This is a genomic window from Cycloclasticus sp., from assembly GCA_040743155.1.
Lineage (GTDB): Bacteria > Pseudomonadota > Gammaproteobacteria > Methylococcales > Cycloclasticaceae > Cycloclasticus.
On record JBFLJU010000001.1, the window covers coordinates 1,509,106 to 1,531,511 of the forward strand.

The 22,406-nt window shown below is 42.6% G+C and carries 23 protein-coding genes and 1 other RNA gene; 13 read left to right on the plus strand and 11 right to left on the minus strand.

The genetic code is table 11. From position 1 onward, the window contains the following. Positions 1 to 60 precede the first annotated feature (60 nt). From dapB to hrcA, 5 genes are all read right to left on the minus strand, one after another. Complete coding sequence (gene dapB / locus AB1Y31_07185) at positions 61 to 867, minus strand: 4-hydroxy-tetrahydrodipicolinate reductase (protein ID MEW4982949.1); 807 nt, start codon at positions 865 to 867, stop codon at positions 61 to 63. Positions 868 to 979: 112 nt separating this feature from the next. Continuing rightward, complete coding sequence (gene dnaJ / locus AB1Y31_07190; protein ID MEW4982950.1) at positions 980 to 2,110, minus strand: molecular chaperone DnaJ; 1,131 nt, start codon at positions 2,108 to 2,110, stop codon at positions 980 to 982. A gap of 103 nt (positions 2,111 to 2,213) precedes the next feature. Further along, positions 2,214 to 4,142: a molecular chaperone DnaK gene (gene dnaK, locus AB1Y31_07195; GenBank protein MEW4982951.1), complete on the minus strand. Its 1,929-nt coding sequence runs from the start codon at positions 4,140 to 4,142 to the stop codon at positions 2,214 to 2,216. A 67-nt stretch (positions 4,143 to 4,209) separates the two neighbouring features. Next, positions 4,210 to 4,833, minus strand: coding sequence for a nucleotide exchange factor GrpE (grpE, locus tag AB1Y31_07200; protein ID MEW4982952.1), 624 nt, complete (start codon positions 4,831 to 4,833; stop codon positions 4,210 to 4,212). Positions 4,834 to 4,926: 93 nt separating this feature from the next. Continuing rightward, on the minus strand, positions 4,927 to 5,964 hold the full coding sequence (gene hrcA / locus AB1Y31_07205; GenBank protein MEW4982953.1) for a heat-inducible transcriptional repressor HrcA: 1,038 nt from the start codon (positions 5,962 to 5,964) through the stop codon (positions 4,927 to 4,929). A 133-nt stretch (positions 5,965 to 6,097) separates the two neighbouring features. Here hrcA and AB1Y31_07210 point away from each other — a divergent pair, with 133 nt between their 5' ends. Next, on the plus strand, positions 6,098 to 6,982 hold the full coding sequence (locus AB1Y31_07210) for an NAD(+) kinase (protein MEW4982954.1): 885 nt from the start codon (positions 6,098 to 6,100) through the stop codon (positions 6,980 to 6,982). A 6-nt stretch (positions 6,983 to 6,988) separates the two neighbouring features. Further along, positions 6,989 to 8,659: a DNA repair protein RecN gene (gene recN, locus AB1Y31_07215; protein ID MEW4982955.1), complete on the plus strand. Its 1,671-nt coding sequence runs from the start codon at positions 6,989 to 6,991 to the stop codon at positions 8,657 to 8,659. Here the strand turns inward: recN and fur are convergent. After that, positions 8,652 to 9,062 carry a ferric iron uptake transcriptional regulator gene (gene fur / locus AB1Y31_07220; protein ID MEW4982956.1) on the minus strand — a complete coding sequence of 137 codons (411 nt, stop codon included), beginning with the start codon at positions 9,060 to 9,062 and terminating at the stop codon, positions 8,652 to 8,654. The genes recN and fur overlap by 8 nt on opposite strands. Before the next feature lie 81 nt (positions 9,063 to 9,143). Here fur and bamE point away from each other — a divergent pair, with 81 nt between their 5' ends. The 4 genes from bamE to AB1Y31_07240 all read left to right on the plus strand — a co-directional run bounded on the left by bamE (position 9,144) and on the right by AB1Y31_07240 (position 12,126). Then, on the plus strand, positions 9,144 to 9,638 hold the full coding sequence (gene bamE, locus AB1Y31_07225) for an outer membrane protein assembly factor BamE (GenBank protein ID MEW4982957.1): 495 nt from the start codon (positions 9,144 to 9,146) through the stop codon (positions 9,636 to 9,638). Between the two features lies 1 nt (position 9,639). Further along, positions 9,640 to 10,068: a PaaI family thioesterase gene (locus AB1Y31_07230; GenBank protein ID MEW4982958.1), complete on the plus strand. Its 429-nt coding sequence runs from the start codon at positions 9,640 to 9,642 to the stop codon at positions 10,066 to 10,068. Beyond that, positions 10,068 to 10,514 carry a PaaI family thioesterase gene (locus AB1Y31_07235; GenBank protein MEW4982959.1) on the plus strand — a complete coding sequence of 149 codons (447 nt, stop codon included), beginning with the start codon at positions 10,068 to 10,070 and terminating at the stop codon, positions 10,512 to 10,514. Before AB1Y31_07230 ends, AB1Y31_07235 begins: the two co-directional genes overlap by 1 nt. 274 nt (positions 10,515 to 10,788) lie before the next feature. Beyond that, positions 10,789 to 12,126, plus strand: a complete 1,338-nt coding sequence (locus AB1Y31_07240; protein ID MEW4982960.1) for an LLM class flavin-dependent oxidoreductase — start codon at positions 10,789 to 10,791, stop codon at positions 12,124 to 12,126. A gap of 163 nt (positions 12,127 to 12,289) precedes the next feature. Here AB1Y31_07240 and AB1Y31_07245 read toward each other — a convergent pair whose 3' ends face one another. The 4 genes from AB1Y31_07245 to AB1Y31_07260 all read right to left on the minus strand — a co-directional run bounded on the left by AB1Y31_07245 (position 12,290) and on the right by AB1Y31_07260 (position 16,173). Continuing rightward, entirely contained in the window at positions 12,290 to 13,843 is a 1,554-nt protein-coding gene (locus AB1Y31_07245) for a 2-isopropylmalate synthase (GenBank protein ID MEW4982961.1), read from the minus strand. A 240-nt stretch (positions 13,844 to 14,083) separates the two neighbouring features. Then, complete coding sequence (locus AB1Y31_07250) at positions 14,084 to 14,392, minus strand: RnfH family protein (protein ID MEW4982962.1); 309 nt, start codon at positions 14,390 to 14,392, stop codon at positions 14,084 to 14,086. Beyond that, complete coding sequence (locus tag AB1Y31_07255; GenBank protein MEW4982963.1) at positions 14,385 to 14,816, minus strand: type II toxin-antitoxin system RatA family toxin; 432 nt, start codon at positions 14,814 to 14,816, stop codon at positions 14,385 to 14,387. The genes AB1Y31_07250 and AB1Y31_07255 overlap by 8 nt, the downstream gene beginning before the upstream one ends. Positions 14,817 to 14,820: 4 nt before the next feature. Next, on the minus strand, positions 14,821 to 16,173 hold the full coding sequence (locus tag AB1Y31_07260; GenBank protein ID MEW4982964.1) for a sodium-dependent transporter: 1,353 nt from the start codon (positions 16,171 to 16,173) through the stop codon (positions 14,821 to 14,823). Between the two features lie 112 nt (positions 16,174 to 16,285). Between AB1Y31_07260 and smpB the strand changes: the two genes are divergently transcribed. Then, positions 16,286 to 16,762 carry an SsrA-binding protein SmpB gene (gene smpB / locus AB1Y31_07265; GenBank protein MEW4982965.1) on the plus strand — a complete coding sequence of 159 codons (477 nt, stop codon included), beginning with the start codon at positions 16,286 to 16,288 and terminating at the stop codon, positions 16,760 to 16,762. Positions 16,763 to 16,831: 69 nt separating this feature from the next. Here smpB and AB1Y31_07270 read toward each other — a convergent pair whose 3' ends face one another. After that, positions 16,832 to 17,512 (minus strand): methane monooxygenase/ammonia monooxygenase subunit C, encoded by a 681-nt coding sequence (locus tag AB1Y31_07270; protein MEW4982966.1) that lies wholly within the window; start codon positions 17,510 to 17,512, stop codon positions 16,832 to 16,834. 56 nt (positions 17,513 to 17,568) lie between these two features. Here AB1Y31_07270 and ssrA point away from each other — a divergent pair. The 6 genes from ssrA to AB1Y31_07300 all read left to right on the plus strand — a co-directional run bounded on the left by ssrA (position 17,569) and on the right by AB1Y31_07300 (position 22,379). Beyond that, positions 17,569 to 17,943: a transfer-messenger RNA gene (ssrA, locus tag AB1Y31_07275) on the plus strand. A 166-nt stretch (positions 17,944 to 18,109) separates the two neighbouring features. Continuing rightward, entirely contained in the window at positions 18,110 to 19,348 is a 1,239-nt protein-coding gene (locus AB1Y31_07280) for an integrase arm-type DNA-binding domain-containing protein (GenBank protein ID MEW4982967.1), read from the plus strand. Positions 19,349 to 19,406: 58 nt separating this feature from the next. After that, positions 19,407 to 20,252: a DUF6387 family protein gene (locus tag AB1Y31_07285; protein MEW4982968.1), complete on the plus strand. Its 846-nt coding sequence runs from the start codon at positions 19,407 to 19,409 to the stop codon at positions 20,250 to 20,252. A 105-nt stretch (positions 20,253 to 20,357) separates the two neighbouring features. Further along, positions 20,358 to 20,558, plus strand: coding sequence for an AlpA family transcriptional regulator (locus AB1Y31_07290; protein MEW4982969.1), 201 nt, complete (start codon positions 20,358 to 20,360; stop codon positions 20,556 to 20,558). After that, positions 20,558 to 20,827: a hypothetical protein gene (locus AB1Y31_07295; protein ID MEW4982970.1), complete on the plus strand. Its 270-nt coding sequence runs from the start codon at positions 20,558 to 20,560 to the stop codon at positions 20,825 to 20,827. The genes AB1Y31_07290 and AB1Y31_07295 overlap by 1 nt, the downstream gene beginning before the upstream one ends. Further along, on the plus strand, positions 20,820 to 22,379 hold the full coding sequence (locus tag AB1Y31_07300; GenBank protein ID MEW4982971.1) for a replication endonuclease: 1,560 nt from the start codon (positions 20,820 to 20,822) through the stop codon (positions 22,377 to 22,379). The genes AB1Y31_07295 and AB1Y31_07300 overlap by 8 nt, the downstream gene beginning before the upstream one ends. Positions 22,380 to 22,406: the final 27 nt, after the last annotated feature.

A 22,406-nucleotide genomic window follows, 5' to 3' on the forward strand; every position in this document is an offset into this window, starting at 1 on the left:
TTACTCTAAATTTCTATTCCTCTGAATACTAACAGAAAATCTTTATTGTGAAACACGCATTTAATCGTTCAAACCCAACACGTCTTGCATATCATACAAACCCGCTGGCTGTGTCGCAGCCCAACAAGCCGCTCTTATAGCGCCGGTGGCAAATGTCATTCTACTGGTTGCTTTATGACTAATTTCAATGCGTTCACCCTCATCAGCAAACATCACCGTATGCTCCCCTACGATATCGCCCGCTCTAATGGTAGAAAAGCCGATGGTTCCCTCCTCACGTTCTCCGGTAATCCCTTCGCGCGCATATACGGCACAATCGTTCAAGCTCTTGCCCATCGCTTCCGCCACTACTTCACCCATTTTAAGCGCAGTGCCCGATGGCGCATCAACCTTGTGTTTATGGTGTGCTTCGATAACTTCAATATCAACTGATTGACCAATCGCCTTAGCCGCCAATTCAAGTAACTTCAGCGTCACGTTCACACCAATACCCATATTCGGTGCAAACACAACCGGTATTGATTTGGATACGGAGGTTATTTGATCTTTCTGCTCGTCAGTAAAACCCGTCGTGCCAATGACAATCGCTTTTTTATTCTCCTTACAAAAAGCCAGTTTTTCTAAACAAGCCTCAGGGCGCGTGAAATCAACCAAGACATCAAACTGAGCGGCTTCATCCTGAAACACGGACACAACATGCACCTGCTGAGCGCCTATACCCGCTATTTCACCCGCGTCTTTACCTATCGCAGGTGAACCATCACGTTCAATTGCCACGCCAAGCGTTGCCGTTTTGTTTTGTTGACAAGCTTTAATTAAATTAAGCCCCATTCGTCCGCTAGCTCCAGATATTGCTATTTTCGCCATCTCTTTTCCTTACCCCAATCTCTTTTTCAGCCTAAACATAATTTATACTCAAACAACCTTTGCCTCATTGCAACGAAAGAATATTCACTTCCGTTATTTCAGCTTTAAGCAGTTAAGACTTCATCTTATCAAAAAAACTTTTAACACCGTCCAACCAAGAGTCCTCTTGCGGATTATGTCGTGTACCACCCGTTTTAAAGGATGCTTCCAATTGCTCAACTAGGCTTTTTTGCTCACTTGTTAAGTTAACAGGTGTTTCGACATTAACACGGCACATTAAGTCACCAACAGGGCCACCTCGCACAGGCTTCACCCCTTTGCCGCGCAATCTAAATAATTTGCCTGTTTGCGTTTCAGCTGGAATCTTTAATTTTACTTTCCCGGTCAGCGTTGGTACTTCAAGCTCACCGCCTAACGCTGCTGCGGCAAAGCTAATCGGCATATCACAATACAAGTTTGCACCATCACGGGTAAAAATAGCATGATCTCGAACATTGACTTGGACATATAAGTCACCTGATGGCCCACCGTGTTCGCCAGCTTCACCTTCACCACCTAAGCGAATTCTGTCCCCAGTATCCACACCCGCTGGGATTTTGACCGCCAACGTTTTTTGCTCTTTTGTCTTACCGCTGCCTCGGCATTTTCCGCAAGGGTCTTTAATTTCAGAGCCTGAACCACGACATGTAGGACATGTTTGCTGAACAGAAAACATGCCTTGTTGCATACGAACTTGCCCATGGCCTCCGCAGGTTGAACAAATACCAGACTTACCACTTTTTGAACCCGTACCCTTACAACCTGTGCAATTAACAGACGTTGGTATTTTAATTTTAGTTTCCATCCCGGAAACCGCATCTTCTAATGATAAATCCAAGTTGTAGCGCAAATCGGCGCCACGCGTTACTTGGCTACGACGGCCGCCACCGCCTCCACCGAAAATATCACCAAACACATCACCAAACACGTCACTGAAAGAATCACCACCTGGGTGTCCACGCCCGCCACCCATCGACTGATCTACACCGGCGTGACCAAACTGGTCATAAGCCGCGCGTTTTTGCTCATCACTTAAAATCGCGTAAGCCTCTTGGATTTCCTTAAACTTCTCTTCCGCTTCCGGATTATCGGTATTCCTGTCAGGGTGATGCTTCATCGCTAAACGGCGGTATGATTTCTTTATTTCCCGCTCGCTGGCATTACGTGCAACGTCTAGTGTTTTATAAAAATCTGCTTTTTCCATAATTCTCAAATCTTGAATACGTCAAAGCCACCGATAAATCGGCGGCCATGTCGCAGCCCTAAATCGGGCTATATTAAGTAACTTAAAACTAATGTTTTAAGGCTTATTTCTTATCGTCTTCTTTCACTTCTTCAAACTCGGCGTCAACAACATCATCCGCTTTTGCGTCAGATTCTGCTTCTGCAGAGGCACCTTCAGCCGCCCCTTCTGCACCCGCATCAGCGTACATTTTTTCAGCCAACTTTCCTGATAAGGCCGTTAACGCTTCAGTTTTCTCTTCAATCGCTTCTTTATCGTCGCCTTTGATCACTTCTTGAAGCTCAGCAATCGCTGCTTCTATCTCTGCTTTCTCAGAATCGTCAACTTTATCACCCATTTCTTCAATAGATTTTTCAGTTGCGTGGATCATGCCATCAGCTTGGTTTCTTGCGGTCACAAGTTCGTGCAATTTTTTATCTTCTTCAGCATGCACTTCAGCATCGTTAATCATTGCATCTACTTCTTCATCAGATAAACCACTAGACGCTTTAATAACAACCGATTGCTCTTTGCCTGTTGCTTTGTCTTTAGCCGACACATTTAAAATACCATTCGCATCAATATCAAATGAGACTTCAATTTGTGGCGTACCGCGACGTGCTGGTGGGATGTCTTGAAGGTCAAAACGGCCCAATGATTTATTGCCTGAAGACATTTCACGCTCACCTTGTAGAACATGAATTGTTACTGCTGTTTGATTATCTTCGGCTGTTGAGAACGTTTGACCCGCTTTACTAGGGATAGTTGTATTCTTTTCAATCAGCTTCGTCATTACGCCGCCCATTGTTTCAATACCTAGCGATAAAGGTGTTACATCCAATAAAAGAACGTCTTTAACATCACCTGCTAGCACACCCGCTTGAATCGCTGCGCCTACGGCAACCGCTTCATCAGGGTTAACGTCCTTACGCGGCTCTTTACCAAAGAATTCAGCAACAACTTCCTGAACTTTTGGCATACGTGTTTGACCACCCACTAAAATCACATCATCAACTTCAGAGGCCGATAGTCCAGCGTCTTTAAGTGCTGTTGCACAGGGATCAATCGTGCGTTGCACAAGATCATCAACCAATGATTCAAGTTTTGCACGCGTCAATTTAACGTTTAAATGCTTAGGACCTGTCGCATCAGCAGTAATGTATGGAAGGTTTACATCAGTTTGTTGATTAGACGATAATTCGATTTTTGCTTTTTCAGCAGCTTCTTTTAAACGCTGAAGTGCTAGTGGGTCGTTGTGTAAGTCCACGCTATTTTCTTTCTTAAATTCATCTGAAAGAAAATCAATAATACGCAAATCGAAATCTTCACCACCTAGGAATGTATCACCATTAGTTGATAACACTTCAAACTGGTGCTCGCCATCAATTTCTGCAATTTCAATGATTGAAACGTCGAATGTACCACCACCTAAGTCATACACAGCAATGGTACGATCACCGGTCTTTTTATCCATGCCATACGCTAAAGCAGCCGCCGTTGGTTCATTGATAATACGCTTAACTTCGAGACCTGCAATTTTGCCAGCATCTTTTGTTGCTTGACGTTGTGAATCGTTAAAATAAGCCGGCACTGTAATCACCGCTTCAGAAACGGTTTCACCTAAGTACGCCTCGGCATCTTTTTTAAGCTTCATCAAAATACGCGCAGCAATTTCAGGTGGCGCCATTTTCTTGCCTTGTGCTTCAATCCAAGCATCGCCATTATCAGACGCTAGAATCTTATAAGGCACCATGCTGACGTCTTTTTGAACCACGTCATCTTTGAATTTACGTCCAATTAAACGCTTCGTCGCAAACACTGTATTTGTTGGGTTTGTTACCGCTTGACGTTTTGCTGATTGACCAACAAGCACGTCATTTTCCGCTGTAAACGCAACAATAGAAGGCGTTGTTCTTGCCCCTTCGCTGTTTTCAAGCACTTTCGCGCTGTCGCCATCTAACACGGCCACACACGAGTTTGTTGTTCCTAAGTCAATGCCAATAATTTTAGCCATTTGAATATCTCCGAAATTTAATCATTAAGTTTTGTTAGTTATGATATGCGGGCTCTAAATAGAGTTTTCAAGCCTGCTCATCAATTTTCTTTGTGTCTTCCGGTGCCGAAGGTTGCGACACAATAACCATTGCAGGACGCAGCAAACGGTCATTTAATGTGTATCCTTTCTGAAAGACTTGGATAACGGTATTAGGCTCGTGATCAGGGCTAGGAACCATCGATATTGCTTGATGAAAATCCGGACTAAAGCTTTCTCCCTCAGGGTTAACTTGTTTAACGCCCGACTTCTCTAAGCTAGAAAGTAACTGTTTATAAGTTAACTCCATACCCTCTTTAATGGCCGTCACGTCGCCCTCAGAAGTCGCCGCTGAGGCCAAACCCATCTCCAAGCTATCAACCACTGGCAACATATCTTTTGCAAACTTTTCTATTGAAAAGCGGTGCGCTTTTTCGACATCTTTCTGCGTGCGTCGACGTATATTTTCCACCTCTGCTTTAGCCAATAAAACCTTTTCCCAGTTTTCGTCAGCTCGAGCATTTGCCGCATCTAGTTCTGACTGCAAATCGACAGCCTCTGCTGGCTCCTCTACAGTCGCCGTTTCATCAACCAGCTCGCCAACAATACTCTCGTCTTTATCAGCGGCTGCTTGTTCAATATTTTCTTGATCTGTGTGTTCTTCAGACCCCATAGTCTTTCCTCATTATTTTTTAAACTGGAATGGTTATCGTCAACCTACTCTGTGCAAGCACAACGATGGTACTTGCTTAAATGGTGACGAACTTTATGATTTCAAGGCTTCGCCTAAAACTTTAGCGGTGACATCAACTAACGGAATAACCTTGTCATACGACATACGTGTTGGGCCGATAACACCTAAAACACCGACCATTTTATCATCAACTGTATAAGGCGCCGTCACTAAACTACACCCTCCAAAGGGTTGGTAGCCTGACTCTTCGCCAATAAATATTTGAACGCCATCCGCATTCATGCAGCGATCGAGCAAGTGCATGATGTCTTGTTTTTGACTAAACGCCTCAAATAAGTGACGCATATTATCAACATCAGCCAGTTCTTCAAAATCCATTAAATTGGTTGCACCGGACAAAACCACATCTTCATTTTGCGCACTTGGCACACTTTGATGCGCCAAATTAATCGCATCAATCATCATTTGATTAACTTGCTTACGTGTCTCGCTCATCTCATAAGCAATAATTGACGTTACCTGACTAAGGCTTTGGCCAGCAAATAAAGAATTTAAATAGTTAGACGCCTGCTGTAAATCGGCCGTAGAGAAATCTTTTGATGTTTGGATGACACGGTTATGAACCTCGTCATCATTTGTGACCAAGATGACCAACACCTGCCCTTTTGATAACGGCATAAATTCAATATGCCGAAAATTAGCACTGTCTCGTTTCGGCATACTCACCACACCCGCCAAGTGTGTAATGCCAGACAATAGCTGCGAAGCGTTGGTAATAATTTGGCTACTCCCCCGCTCTTTTTCAACATTTATTTTAAGCTGGCTTAATTGCTCTTGTTCCGGCTGCCTAACCGTCAACAACGAATCAACAAAAAAGCGATAGCCGCTATTGGTAGGTACACGTCCAGCTGATGTGTGCGGAGAATGAATGAGGCCAAGCTCCTCTAAATCCGCCATCACGTTACGAATGGTTGCTGGGCTAACGCCTAAACTTTTGTCACGAGAAAGCACAGCCGACGCAACTGGCTGTCCATCTGCAATATAACGCTCGACCAGTAACTTCAATAAGTGACGTGAACGTTCATTCAATTCTTGCTTTAAAGGACTCATAATAAGCATATTATGATTGAATTTAGCACTCAAAAACAGAGAGCGCTAAAAATAATTATTGATTTAAGTTTTACATTTTAGGCGCAAACTAGCCGACTTCGTGTACACTTTTCAGCTCTAAAAGAGGAGCAAAATGAATACGCAATTTAGACGAATCGGGCTTATTTCAAAACCCGACGCCACCGACATCTCCGACACTGTACAAGCGCTACACACGCTTTTAAAGCAGGCTAATATTACCGTCTACATAGACCCAGAAACTGCTCAGCATATTTCGCTGCCTAGCGATCAAATCATGGCGACCGATTCATTGGCCGAAAAATGCGACCTCATTATGTCAATCGGTGGTGATGGCACCTTGCTGTCAGCAGCCCGTGCATTGGTCAACACAGACGTACCTCTTATAGGAATAAACCTTGGTCGACTTGGCTTCTTGGTGGATATCTCACCTGAAGAAATGGACGTCGAAATTCAGCAAATCTTACAGGGCGAGTATCACGAAGAAGAACGCATTATTTTAAACACACAAATCATTCGTGACGACGTTGTGATTCACGAGCAATCCGCCTTTAATGAAGTCGCCATTCACCGATTACAATCACCCGGTTTAATTGATATTGAGACATACGTTAACAATAATTTTGTAAACGCCCAACGTTCAGATGGGCTCATTATTGCCACACCCACCGGCTCTACAGCGTATGCGCTTTCTGGCGGCGGCCCATTAATGCACCCCTCATTGGACGCCTTGGTACTTGTACCCATTAACCCACACACCCTCAGTAATCGCCCTATCGTGGTTGATGGGAAAAGTGAAATTGGCGTCAGATTCAGCCAACGAGATAAACACAAAGCTCAGTTAACCTGCGATAACGTCATCCTACCGAGCATCCTCGAAGGCGACTTTATTAATATCAAGCAACACAGCAAGAAAATACGTTTATTACACCCAACTGACCATGACTTTTTTAACATCTTGCGTGTAAAACTTGACTGGAGCAAAGCCCCTCAAGCTTAATAGTACATGCTTAAATCAATTGACATAAAAGGACTTGCCGTTGTTGATCAATTAAACCTTGAGCTTGAACAAGGCATGACCGCCTTAACCGGAGAAACCGGCGCCGGTAAGTCTATTTTACTCACCGCAATGAAGCTCTGTATTGGCGAACGGGCCGATGCTAACTTACTACGACCCGGCGTTAACAAGGCTGACATCAGTTTAGATTTTGACATCAATAACACGGCCACTGCTTATCAGTGGTTGGTTGAAAACGACCTCGACGATGACCGTGATTGCTTAATTCGCCGAACAATTAGCGCAGATGGTCGCTCAAAAGCCTATATCAATGGCCAAGCCGTTAACCTAAAAACACTGCAACAACTATCTGAACACCTCATCAGTATTCACGGTCAACACGCGCACTTGGACCTGCTCCATACAAACAAACAATGTCACCTGCTAGACGCATCACTGGCCTCACAAACGACCTTGCATAACTGTCGCGATAGTTTTGAGCAGTGGAAAATATTAAATAACGAGCTTCTCAATTTAACCGATGGCAATGAAGATAACGACAGCGAGAAACAACTTCTAGCGTATCAAATTAATGAGTTAGAGCAAGCTAACATCATTCATCTCGACTACGACAAATTAGTACAAGAGCATTCGCTTGCATCGAACATGAGTAAAATCATTGAGCTTTCAGAAAACCAGATTCACACACTTTATGAAGCGGAAAGCAGCTCCATTCATAGCCAACTCAGCAACGTATCACATGAATTAGAAGTGCTAACCGAGTTATCTGCTGAGTTTTCAGTTGTCTCGGAACAGGTCAAAGAGTCAGCGATTCAAGTTCAAGAAGCCTGTAGAGATTTAAGAGCCTTAATTGATAAACAGGAAGACGATCCTGAGCGACTCAGCTTACTTGACCACCAATTAAGCGTCATACACGAACTTGCACGAAAACTTCATATTGAACCACAGCAGCTCGTTGAGAAATATGATGAATTGAGCTCTCGGTTGGAATTACTTGAGCACCGTAATGAACGCCTAGAGAGTATTCAACAGGACATTGCTAGCGCTGAAAAACACTATGAAAAGGTATCTAAACTACTCCATCACGAACGAGTAGAAGCCGCATTGAAACTCAGCGCTGATATTACAAAAACATTAAAAACACTTGGACTTCCTGATGGCCACCTAAACATCGACGTAGCGTATTCCAAACAACAGAAACCGCAAAAAAACGGACTGGACGATGTCTCGTTTTTAGTGACGACGAACCCTGGAATGCCTGCATCTCCAATCGGAAAAGTTGCCTCTGGCGGAGAGCTTTCTCGTATTAGCCTCGCCATCCAGGTGGTCACCACAAAAAGCAACACAACCCCCACTCTAGTTTTTGATGAAGTTGACGCCGGCATTGGCGGCGGCGTAGCAGAAACAGTTGGTCTTTGCTTGCGTGACATTGCATCCGACCGACAAGTCCTTTGTGTCACCCATCTTCCACAAGTTGCAGCCCAAGGCCATCAACATTTATTCGTCAGCAAACACAAAGATAATAAGCAGACTAAAACTCAAATAGACTCACTTAGTCAAATGGAGCGCATCAATGAAGTCGCTCGCATGCTGGGTGGCATCGACATGTCAGACAAGACCATCGCACATGCGAAAGAAATGGTGGAAAAAACTATTTAGTACACTCAGAACAAACACCATAGATATATAAGCTATGGTCGGTCATCTGGTAACCTTGCGCTTTTGCAATTGCTTTTTGACGCTGCTCTATCACTTCGTCACAAAATTCGTCCACACGGCCACATTTAACACATAAAATATGGTCATGGTGTTCTTCTTGGCATAACTCAAAGACCGAATGTCCACCCTCAAAGTGGTGTCGACTGACCAAGCCCGCGCCTTCAAATTGGGTTAACACACGGTAAACCGTTGCCAAACCAATTTCTTCGCCTTCCTCTAAAAGCGCTTTATACATGTCTTCAGCAGACAAGTGCTTATTGCCACTGCTTTCTAACATAGAAAGAATTTTCAACCGAGGTAAAGTAACCTTTAAGCCTGCAGCCCTTATATCTTTCGACTCCATTTCAACCTCGAATTTATGGTGGGATATAAAAGTGAGATAATGTATCATCACTAATTCACAATCATACACAGAAGACCCTAAATGCGAAAGCTTCTCATTTCATTAATGATACTTATTTCGAGCTCACTTTTATTAGCTTGCTCCACGACTAAAAGCCTAAACGACAAGATGCTTGACGTTGCTGATAACTTGCCTGGCGTATATAAAGTTAATGTTCGCCAAGGCAATTCTGTCACCCAAGAAATGATTAATCAACTTCGCCCTGGCATGGATAAAAGGCAAGTCAAATTCATACTCGGCACACCCTTATTGGTTGACCCTTTCCACAAAAACCGTTGGGACTATTTTTATTATTTAAACATCGCCGGTAAACAGCAGAAAAAAGAACGCGTGACCGTCATTTTCAACGCGGACGAACTCGTTAGTATAAAAGGTAACTTCAAACCAAGTAATGAGTTTAAGCCGATGACCATTAACACAGAGGTGGTTGACGTACCTAAACGGGAAGAGAAGAAGAAAAGCGCTATTGAAAAAGCACTACAGGCTGTTGGCATCGAGTACGAAGAAAAATATTAGAATGGCTATCAACCCCTATTTAGAAAAAATAAGTCAGACGCCTCACGCCAAAAAGCTAAAGCTACAATTGGTCTCTGCAGAAAAATCCTCTGTGATATTAAAACTACCGTTTAGCAGCGACATTATCGGTGACTCGGTTAATAACTACATTCATGGTGGCGCTGTGACTACCGCTATCGATACTGCTTGTGGCGCCGCTATCTTTCAACTGCAAAACAATTTACGCGCTTTGGCAACACTGGACCTGAGAGTAGACCATGTTTGCCCCGCCGCATCAGGCGTCGATGTCAACGTGTTCGCAGATTGTTACCACTTAACACATACCATCGCTTTTGTACGTGCCACCGCCTATACCGATGATATAAACACCCCGATTGCAACAGCCATCGGCACCTTTATGCGTTCCAACAAAGAATTCCCAATAAGCTAATGCACTTGGTCAAAAAAATAAATGAAATAAAATTACGTTATGACTACGAGGCCATCGTTGATTTGATTCCGTATGCTAAAACGATTGGCGTAGAAACCAGTATGGTTGGTGAAAGCCTTGTCTCTAGCCTGCGTTTTATGGAAAGCAATATTGGCAACCCCGCTCTGCCTGCACTGCATGGAGGTGTCATCGCTGGGTTTATGGAAAATGCGGCGTTGCTACATTTAATTTGGGAGATAGAACTTATCAACATTCCTAAAATAGTCGATTTTTCTATTGACTATCTACGCCCCGGCCAAACATCCACAACCTACTCGAAATGTGACATTATTCGCCTAGGAAGCCGAGTCGCTTTATGCAACGTCGTCGCTTGGCAAGAAGATATTAACAACCCTATTGCACAGGCCAGAGGGCACTTTCTATTATCAGAAAATAAGCCGGTCTAAACCCTCGCTTTTTCAAGTGAGCGCTATAATTTAATCACACAGGCAGTAAATCTACTCGCTTTCTTACCCCAATTACTTGATTGACTTCTCATCGCCGTGATAACGAGAAGTCGTACGCTTATTTTAGCTGCTCACCCACCAACATTAACCTACTCAGGCTCTCAGCTAATGGCTAAAGAGCTTGTTCAGAGTAAGTCAGTTATCTTTCTCAAAAAGCTGTACTTATAACCCGGTTATGAGATAGTTAAGGGATAAATAACTGAAAATTCCCAAGATGAGCACAACAAAAAAACTACATTTCGGCGCCTTCATGCGCCCCGCCAGTATTCATAGTTCAAGCTGGCGTTACCCCGGCTCTTTTTCTGATGCCAATTTTAATTTCAAACATCATGTACGCTTTGCACAAACCTTAGAAAAAGGACTCTTTGATGCCATTTTTATGGCCGATCACCTTGCTCTGATGAATATGCCTGCAGAAGCACTGAAGCGTAGCGCCACAGTCACTTCATTAGAACCTTTAACTTTATTACCTGCTTTAGCCGCCGTCACCGAACACATAGGGCTAATAGCGACCGCATCAACCACCTATAATGAGCCATACCATATTGCACGTAAATTTGCTTCGCTGGATCACATCAGTGATGGCCGCGCAGGCTGGAATGTTGTCACATCGGCAAACCCACTTGAAGCACTAAATTTTGGCCTAGATGAAGCGGTTGAACACGACACTCGTTACCGTAGAGGACGTGAATTTTACGAAGTCGTTACTAAACTGTGGGATAGCTGGGAGGATGACGCCATCGTTCGCGATGTAGACAGCGGCATTTTTGTTGATTTGGAAAAGCTTCATCCAGCGAAACATAAAGGTGAATTTTACTCTGTCGAAGGCGCACTAAATGTTGCACGCCCCGTACAAGGTTGGCCGCTAATCGTCCAAGCAGGCGCCTCCGAAGCAGGCAGGCAATTTGCCGCCGAAGTAGCAGAGATGGTTTTTTCTGCTGCAAGCACCCTTTCAGCGTCTCAAGAATATTATGCAGACGTGAAGAGGCGAGCAAAAGCTTATGGGCGCAACCCTGATCACCTTAAGGTCTTTCCAGGCTGTTTTGTTTATATTGGCGATACCTTACAAGAAGCAAAAGATAAAAAGCGCTGCTTAGACAGTATGGTAAACCCAAATTCTGGCATGGGCTCCCTTTCTGTGCTGCTCGGTTGTGACACCAGCAAATTTGATCTAGATGGCCCTTTACCAGAAATTCCCGAATCAAACGCCACACAAACAAGCCGTCAAAAACTCGTTGATATGGCGAAAGAAGAGAATATGACCGTACGCGAACTGGCTCAGCACGTGGGCGGCTCTTTTGGTAGTTTGGAAATGCTCGGCACGCCTGAAATGATTGCCGACCAAATGGAAGAATGGTTAGTGTCTGATGCCTGTGATGGTTTCAATATCATGTTTCCTTACTTGCCCGATGGACTCGATGATTTTGTTGATAAGCTAGTGCCTGTACTGCAAAAAAGAAACCTATACCGTACTGAGTACGAAGGTAAAACATTACGAGAAAATCTTGGTTTACCACGGCCAGCAAACCGCCACATAAAAGAACCTGCCTAACAATATTCCATAAACGAGCATCGCATGCATCATCATATTAAAAACATGATGATCAACAAAGACTACTTTTAAAATGCACAGTATAAAAAAGGCGCACTACTTCTAACAGTAGTGCGCCTTTAAGCTAACGAGCTAAGCTTATCTTTTTAATAAAGCCTAACTATCAAACTCCCTGATGCGCTTGAGGGTGAATACGCTGATTGGGGTTAAACAACCTATTAAGTGCATTCACGTAAGCTTTTGCAGATGCTATAACAATATCCGTGTCCGAACCATGACCGTTAACGATACGCCCACCTTTTTCTAACCTCACAGCAACCTCACCTTGAGAATCTGTCCCTTCGGTCACATTACTCACCGAGTAAAGCTGTAACGTAGCGTCACTAGCCATCACTTGTTCAATAGCTTTAAACGTTGCATCAACAAGCCCGCTCCCTTGAGAAGTTGCTGACTTCTCAGCATCTTCCACCATCAAGGTAATGCTGGCCTCTGGCATTTCACCCGTTTCAGAACAGGCCTTAACTGAGACTAATTTAATCGCTTCACTAAAAGTTTCTTCCATTTGGAAGTCTGATAATAAGGCTTGGATATCTTCATCAAAAATCTCTGATTTCTTATCCGCCAAATCTTTAAAGCGGCGAAAAGCATTATTTAACTGCTCTTCGCTATCAACCGTAATATTTAATTTCTCTAGGCGGTCTTTAAAAGCACTGCGCCCTGATAATTTACCCAATACTAATTTATTAGAGCTTAAACCAACATCTTCTGCCCGCATAATTTCATAGGTTTCGCGTGCCTTTAGCACACCATCTTGGTGAATGCCGGATTCATGTGCAAATGCGTTTGCACCCACAATCGCTTTATTCGGCTGCACCGCAAAGCCCGTAATGCTCGACACCAACCTTGAACAAGTCATTATTTGAGTGGTATCCAATCTAACATCACAAGGCAATAAATCCTGTCTTGTGCGCACCGCCATAACAATTTCTTCAAGCGCCGCGTTACCTGCCCTTTCACCCAAGCCATTAACAGAACATTCAACTTGTCTCGCGCCATTCATAACACCCGCCAACGAATTAGCTACAGCCAAGCCTAAATCATTATGGCAATGCGTTGAAAAGATAGCATTAGCAGAATTTGGTACTCTTTCAATTAATTGTCGAATGGTGTTGCCATACTGCCCCGGCAAATTATACCCCACTGTATCGGGGATATTAATGGTTGTTGCACCAGCATCAATCACCGCTTCAATCACACGACATAAAAAATCAAGGTCTGAACGACCCGCATCTTCAGGTGAAAATTCAACGTCATTGGTGAAGTTTCTTGCAAGCTTTACCGCATCAATCGCTTGTTCAAATACCTGATCCGGTGTTAATTGCAACTTCTCTCTCATGTGTAGTGGCGAGGTCGCAATGAAGGTATGGATACGCGACGCATTGGCATCTTTCAATGCTTCACCAGCGCGTTCAATATCTCCTTTATTGGCACGCGCCAAACCACACACAACACTATCTTTAACGGCTCTAGCGATACCCTGGACTGCGCTGAAGTCCCCATTACTTGAAATGGGAAAACCCGCCTCAATGATATCTACCTTCATTTTTTCCAACGCCTTGGCAATACGCAATTTTTCCTCGGGGGTCATCGCCGCACCGGGACTTTGCTCGCCATCGCGCAAGGTTGTATCAAAAATTATTAATTTTTCTTTACTCATTTCTATACTCCACGTGTCATAACTTTATGACAAATATTTACTCAATAGGTAAACGCGTTTCACCTCGCCAGGATTTACTGTTAGCCGCGCAGCGGCAGTCGAGGGAGGGTACGCAGACAGGCAATATGCGTTACAAATGAACATGAAGACGCCTCACTTAACGTGATAGTAAATGCGATTTTGTCATCATTGAAATTCATGTCATTAATATAATCTATTTCCCTGTTATTTCAAGCCATATCAGCTATTTGCTGAACGCGCGCCTTTCTTAGTCACTTTCCCTGCTTCAGCACGTTGCCGCCTCACTTCTTTCGGATCCGCTATCAGCGGGCGGTATATTTCAACTCGGTCACCTTCTCGTAACGGCGTATCCAATTTACAAGGCTTACTGAATATTCCAACCGAACTGGTTGCTATATCTATGTCAGGGAACCGTTGCAAAATACCCGACTCCTTTATCGCCTGTTCGGCCGTTAGAGCGTCTTGGAAAGGCACCACTAAAATTAATTGTTTTTCCGGTGTCGCGTAAGCGACCTCAACTTTACCCATAAATATCGTCTGCTCGTTTTATAAAAGAGTCCATTAAAGATCCGCAAATTTGGCTGAAAATAGCTGAAAAAACAAAATTACTCACGGAATTTTTAAACTCAAAATCAATTTCCATTGTTATTTTACAGGCATCTTCACGCAGGTGCTTAAAATGCCACTCACCATACATCGATTCAAACGGCCCATCTAACAACTCAAGCTTTATACTTTCGCCCTCTTTTAAAAGGTTTTTAGTACTAAATTTTTTATGCAAGACCTTCCAAGCGACCTCTAATTCAGCCGTCATTTCTTCAGCCGTTTCAGACAAGACTTTGCTGGTCTTACACCACTTCAAAAAGGCGGGATATGAAGCCACATCGTTGACAAGATCGAACATGTCTTTGGCTGCGTGACGTACTAGCGCACTGCGTTCAATTTTATGCATGACTCTAAATCAAATCAATCGCTTTTAAAAACACAATAATAACCGCTACTGGGGATATAAACTTCACTAAAATCTTCCACCCGCTATATATCAGTGGCCGTTTTAAATTTAATTCACCCGCACTGTTTTCTTTGCTCATCACCCAACCGGCAAAAACAGCAATACATAAGCCACCCAGTGGCAACATAATATTGGCTGTTAAATAATCCAAAACATCAAAAAATGTTTTGCCAAAGATTTTAATATCAGCGGCAAGGTTAAAAGACAACACAGTGCCTATGCCTACAACCCACGTCACTAGACCCGCCCAAATACAAGCGCGCATCCGGCTCATGTTTTTATTTTCTACCAACCAAGCGACTGCGGGTTCTATTAATGATATTGATGATGACCATGCAGCGAAAACAAGCAGTACAAAAAACAAGCATCCAAAGAAAGAACCGTACGCCATATGACCAAAGGCAATCGGTAAGGTTTGAAAAATAAGCCCTGGGCCACTACTGGGCTCCAAACCGTTGGCAAAAACAATCGGGAAAATAGCCAACCCTGCTAACAAAGCGACTGCTGTATCGGCCAAAGCAATGATGACAGCTGTTGAGCCAATCGACACTTTTGATGGTAAATATGATCCATACACCATAATGGCGCCCATACCCAAACTTAGCGTAAAAAACGCATGCCCCATAGCGGTTAAAACACCTTCACTGGTGATTTTGCTAAAATCTGCTTTAAACAAAAAAGACACACCTTGTTCAAACGCACCTTGATCCATCGCATAACCAACCAATAAGATCAAAATAACGAGCAACGCTGGCATTAAAAATTTTACCGCCCTTTCCAACCCTTTAACCCCGCGAGCAACCACTAACATCGTCAAGATCATAAACAAACTATGCCAAGCTAATAACTTCTCGGGGTCAGCAATAAATTGCCCAAAGATGTTACTAACGCCATCAGCGGTAGCTCCTTCAAAAACACCCGATGCTAAGCGCACAACGTACGCCATCGCCCAACCGGCAATCACGCTGTAATAAGATAGAATTAAAAAACCTGCGATCACACCAAGCCAACCCAACCAAGACCAAAACCGGCTAGCGCCCGCTTCTGCTGCCAAGTCTTTCATGGTATTAATGGGGCTTTGCCGTCCCCGGCGGCCCAACATAATTTCAGCCATCATGATGGGTATACCAATCGCCAAAATACACAACAAGTAAATTAAGACAAAGGCACCACCACCATTTTCACCCGCAATATAAGGGAACTTCCAGATATTACCCAAACCTACGGCCGAGCCTGTTGCGGCCAAGATAAAGGCTAAACGGGATGACCATTGACCATGTTGCGATGCATTTCTCATAAAACAATAAATCTAATTTTTATCGTTCATAAACTAACCCAACTTCAACATTTAACCAAGTTATTAACTGACTTTTATAGCGCTATTTTGCCTGCTCGCTTAGAATACCGTTATGGCAGGTAAAAAGAAAAAAGCACACCCAAATTCCATCGCATCCAACAAAAAAGCAACGCACGATTATTTTATCGAGCAACGTTTTGAAGCGGGTATGGTATTAGAAGGCTGGGAAGTAAAAAGCATCCGCGATGGACGAGTACAATTAAAAGAAAGCTACGTGGTAATAAAAAATGGCGAGGCGTGGCTTGCTGGTGCGCACATCTCTCCTCTGTTATCAGCCTCAACACATATTGACCCAATCCAAACACGCTTGAGGAAGCTGTTACTCAACCGTAGAGAACTTATTAACCTTGTCGCCCTTGTTGAGCGCAAAGGTTATACCATCGTTCCCTTATCCATGTATTGGGTAAAAAGCCGTGTGAAGCTTGAAATAGGCTCAGCTAAAGGTAAACAATTACACGATAAGCGAGCCTCATCAAAGAATAAGGACTGGCAGCGTGAAAAACAACGCATTATGAAGCACGCAGGCTAATACCAAATAGTAAAAAGCACTTCATCCGTCAACTGGCCTTATATCCCTAGTGTCTCACTATATATCACCCTAAGGCTCGATCACCCCTTTGAGAATTTCTTGCACTGACTTAAGAATTAAAAACCCAACACCCCAAATAATCCAGCTTATGCTTAATATCCAATAAGCGGCTAAATAAACCAACTCCATAGCATCCACTCCACCAGCCATCATATTTGAGTCGTAATAAGGTAAAAAGGCCAGCGGCGCAAACGTCAGAACCATAAAGGATGTTTCTTTGTTTTTTACAAAATGAGGTAAACGCGTCTTCGCATAAAGAAACGCACTCCCCCCCCAAAACAAATACATGGGATAACAAATCAATAAAATAATTGCCTGAGCAGGCATCACCTCATTACTATTATGCAACACTTCATACCAAGAAGCGTCTTGGTGCACCAAAAATCCGCCGGCTAAAGAGCCAACGAAAACTTGTCCAAGATAAAACATCACTAATATCAAATGCCGCCTGACATAAGTATCTCCATCAATTCTTTCCGTCTTCTTTGAATAACTGATCAACACCAGCCAAACAACGATAATGACTACCAACTCAGCCTTAAAAAAACTCAGCATAGAAATATTATGATATTTCGCCTTTTCAGCATACAAGAACAGATCACCTAAGCTTAAAAAACTAGGAACCCAAATCACGCCTAACATTAAAAACAAAATAATGAACACCACAGGAAGCATTTTGTTTGATAACACCATTAACCTCTATTTAATGAACTAATCATCCGGTATAGTATCAAAATCTTACCAAAGGGGACGACCTGGCTTCGACGTGGGTAGCAAAACCTAAGGTGCATGTCGAGCTTTCAGGAACCTCGTAAAACATCTGAAAAATTATAGTTGCAAACGACGACAACTACGCAATCGCTGCTTAAGAACCAGTAGATTGCTGTCTGACTGGAGCCGTGCTTATGCGTCCAGAGACTTTCGAGTCATTCAGGCATCATAGCTCATAAGATCGCAGTGAAGCTTGTTCGGGGCGGATCTACTAAAACTTTACCGGAATCGTTTTTGGTCTTCCTAGCCTATCGGGTAGCCACTGATTAAACTAAAAGTTATAGGATAAACATGTAGAGCCAAGGGCGGAGTGCTTGCGGACGCGGGTTCGATTCCCGCCGTCTCCACCATTTACCGGTCTAACACAGACCAAGAAAGTCCATGAAACCCTGCTTAATTGCGGGGTTTCTTGCATCTAACGTCCTAACTTGTCCACCTCCATCTATTGACATCTTATGCCCAATGGGGGCAATATTAGGGGCAACAAGTCTTTTCAAAATGGAGTTGCCCCCCCAGATGCCATTAACCAATATAAAAGTAAAGAACGCTAAGCCATGTATAAAACCAGACGGCAGTGCGACAACAAAACCTTACCGTCTGTCAGATGAAAAAGGTTTATATCTTGAAGTTGCCCCCAGTGGTGGAAAATGGTGGCGATTGAAGTACAGGATAAATGGCAAGGAAAAAAGGTTATCACTTGGTGTTTATCCTGACGTTAGTTTGAAAAATGCCAGAGAGCGTAGAGATGAACTTAGGAAACAAATTGCTAATGGAATAGACCCCTCTCACACGAGAAAAGCAGAAAAACAATCCATAGGTGATCAAAATAGCTTTGAAGTTGTCGCACATGAGTGGCACACAAAATTTAGCGCAAACTGGACACAGGACCATGCTGCTAGAACACTTACCAGAATTCAAAAAAATGCTTTTCCATGGATTGGTAATAAAAACATTAATGACATTACTGCTCCAGAGTTATTGACCGTTTTAAGAAGAGTTGAATCTCGAGGTGCATTAGAAACAGCTCATCGCATCAACCAAATTTGTGGTCAAATTTTTCGATATGCAATTGCAACGGGAAGAGCTGAACGTGATCCAGCGGCTGATCTCAAAGGCGCCCTACCACCAACTAAGACCAAACATCACGCTTCTATCATTGAACCTGAAAAAATTGGCGAGCTGATGCGTGCGATAAATGGGTATTCAGGTTCTTTCATAGCTTCAACAGCATTGAAACTATCTCCATTACTTTTTGTTCGCCCCGGTGAATTACGTCAGGCGGAATGGTCAGAGATTGATTTAGAAATTGCCGAATGGCGCATACCACCTGAAAAAATGAAAATGAGAACACTTCATATCGTACCCTTATCATCCCAAGCTGTTGACCTCTTGGAAGAAATACAACCATTAACAGGTAGAGGTAAATTCGTTTTCCCAAGCACTCGAACCGTAACACGACCAATGAGCAACAATACTATAACCGCAGCCTTAAGGCGGCTTGGATATACCAAAAAAGAAATGACAGCTCACGGCTTTAGAAGCATGGCCTCTACTGTCTTAAATGAACAGGGCTGGAATAGAGACGCAATAGAAAGACAACTTGCACACAGTGAAAGAGATGGCGTAAGAGCCGCTTATAACTATGCTCAATACATGCCTGAACGTAAAAAGATGATGCAAGCATGGGCTGACTATTTGGAAAAATTAACAATTGGTGCAGACATTATTCCTATAAATAGAAATAAAAAGATCTAGCTAAATTATTTAATATAGAAATTCATGATAAAAATAACAAAACAGATGGAGTTATAGCGTGTACCCAGAGAGTTTACAAAAATATATTCCACCAGAGTTTGATCTAGCCAAGTATGAGTCAGCAGCTAATATGGAGTTAACTGACTGGTTTGAAAACTTATGGGTAAGAAGAGGATACAGGTCCATTAAGACAGTAGAAGACGAAGAGCAAACACAAGCTTTAAAAACACTAAATCAAATAAATATTAGCCGTGGTTTAGTGATTGACGGCCCTTTCTACAAAATCATGTATGGAATATTTGGACTTGATCAAACCACACAAACATCAGTAGTTAGGGATATAAGTTATATAGATTTGTTTCATAAAGCCGATCTTCTTAAAACAGATGAATTAGCGAAGCTTTATGTTGAAACAAGTTCTTTTGTCACACCTATGCTTGATCAAGATCGGTATGGAAAATTAACTGAACCTGTCAGGCTTAACGGCTCGATAAATGAGCATAGTTTTGCTTGGTTAGAACTAGATATGGATTGCTCAGATAGTGAGATAAATGAAGCATTTTCTGATTGGTTGAAACGCTCTAGACAGAAACAAAAAGCCGAAAAAAAACCCAAAAGAAGAGATCATAAACTTAAGAATCTTAATAAGGTTACTTTTAGAAAATGGCACGATGAAAGAGTTCTTGCGTATATAGACTTGGCAATGTGGAACCAATTAAACGGTACTGATGTTACGAACAATATTTATGGGAAAATACTCTTCCCTGACCCAAGAGACATAAGGAGTAAAGAAAAAAAAGTCGAGGATACAATACAGCAGTATGCGCAGGAGTTAACATCACCTGACTTCTTAAAAAGAGTATTTAAACTATTATCTGATATAGACCGGAAGAAAACCAGGTAAAAAACTTCCTAGGGAACTTTTTACATAAATCTCGTTGGGTGTATTCAATGCTTGATGGGCGGAACATTACCCCCTGTATTCATTAGCAATCACAGGGAGACAACTATGTCCGAGCAAATACTAAAACTGCCAGAAGTTACAAAAGTAACTGGCTTAGCACGATCTACGATTTATAAACTCATCAGTGAAAATAATTTTCCAAAGCAAATCAAGCTAACTACATTTTCCAGTGGATGGATTAAATCCGAAGTAGACCAATGGATTGATGAACGCATCGCTTTTTCTCGCAACATGGGGGCAGCTTAATGCCTCGCAAATTAACTCCTACACAACTTGATTACCTTCAATGGATAAAAGAAGGGCATTCGATTCACTTCTGCACTGAAGTTTCTAATCAATTAGGTGAAATGGTTTATTCAACACCGCCAACTTTTAAGACAAATCATAGGGCTATCTTAAATTTACTACGTGATGGCTATTTAAACCTTAAAGAGGAATACAGCTTTGGCATTCGGTGGGCAAACCTTTTCATAAACCAAAAAGGCTTGAACCTATTGGAAAGTAACAATGAATAAAAATAATATTCATCCACACGATGAAGCCTTTGTTAAAGAAAAACTTCGCTTACTTCCGAAACCTTTCAGGAAAAATGTTCTACGTGATTATGGGGAGATAGCCACTAAAAAGGGCCGCACAGCAGCCAACCTTTATTTACTTGATATTGAAGAAATGGTTTCAACTTCAATCAGACATCGCCTTAACAAATCATCATTAAACTGTGATGAAGATGACTTAAAGAAATTATCTATATTAAAAGCTAAAAAATGTACTGAGCTTTGGTATCTCGCAAAATCAAAAGACCCCAGAAAACTAGAATCTCCTTATAAGAAAGTTCTTATCTTTATTCGAAAACACGGTATAGAACCTATTTTTCTCAAAGAAAATCCGACCGAAAATGACTACAGATTTCTTATAAGAAAATCTCAAGATTCATCATGGTGGTTGCGTAACCTTAGAAAGGTGCAAAGCCGAGATATAGAAACAATGGCTAGGGTGCTAAACCTTATAAGCAAGCATAAAGAGATTTACGCCAGCGATATGAGTGTTTTTCGCCGTAAAAAACAAAAAGAACAGCAAAAAGAATATCTTGAAAAAATGTTTGCAACGAATGAGCTTGGCGATCAATTTCAATTAAGTGAACTTAAAGAAAAAAGCGTATCGAATCCTTACATACGAAAATCAGAATTGATGGTTCGGTGCAGAGGGTTTGAAGACTACGCAAAACATGCTGGGCATATTTCATTATTCCTTACTATGACCTGCCCTTCTAAATACCACCGAGCTTATAGCAAAAGCGGAGACGCTTCCCCAAACTGGAATGGAGCTAGACCTATTGAGGGCCAAGAGTATCTAGGCCATACATGGAAAAGGATTAGAGCTTCTTTCGAAAGAAGTAACATCAAGCCCTACGGCTTTAGAATTGCCGAACCTCACCATGATGGAACGCCCCACTGGCACTTATTGCTTTTTGTAGAACCAGAAAACAAAACTCAGCTTCTCGATATTATGAAACGTTACTGTTTTGAAGAAGATGGAGACGAAAAAGGAGCTATTGAGCATCGGTTTGAAATCGTTGAAATAGACCCTAAGAAAGGCAGCGCCACAGGCTATATAGCGAAATACATATCGAAGAATATTGATGGAAAAGATTTAGATGAAGGCGTGTATGGAGAAAACCCAATAGTTGCAGCCGAACGCGTTGAAACATGGGCCTCAATATGGGCTATTAGGCAGTTTCAGCAAATTGGAGGTGCTCAGGTTAGCATTTGGAGAGAGCTTCGACGGCTTGAAACCTTAGTAGAAACTGAACCTGTTATTGAGAAAGCAAGACATGCCGCAGACACATCTGATTGGTCAGGCTATCAAGAGGCCATGGGTGGCGTTATATGCCCAAGAAAAGAACGGCCTATTAAGCTTGTGTATAAAGACAGTGTGAACATCTCTACAGGCGAATTAAAGCAGAACCAATACGATGAAATCAGCGCCCCTAAGATCTTAGGGCTTCAACATAAATCTGCCCGCGTTATCACTCGCAAACATGAGTGGAAAATTTCTAAATCTCTATGAATTGGGGCCTAAAACACTTGGAGTTCT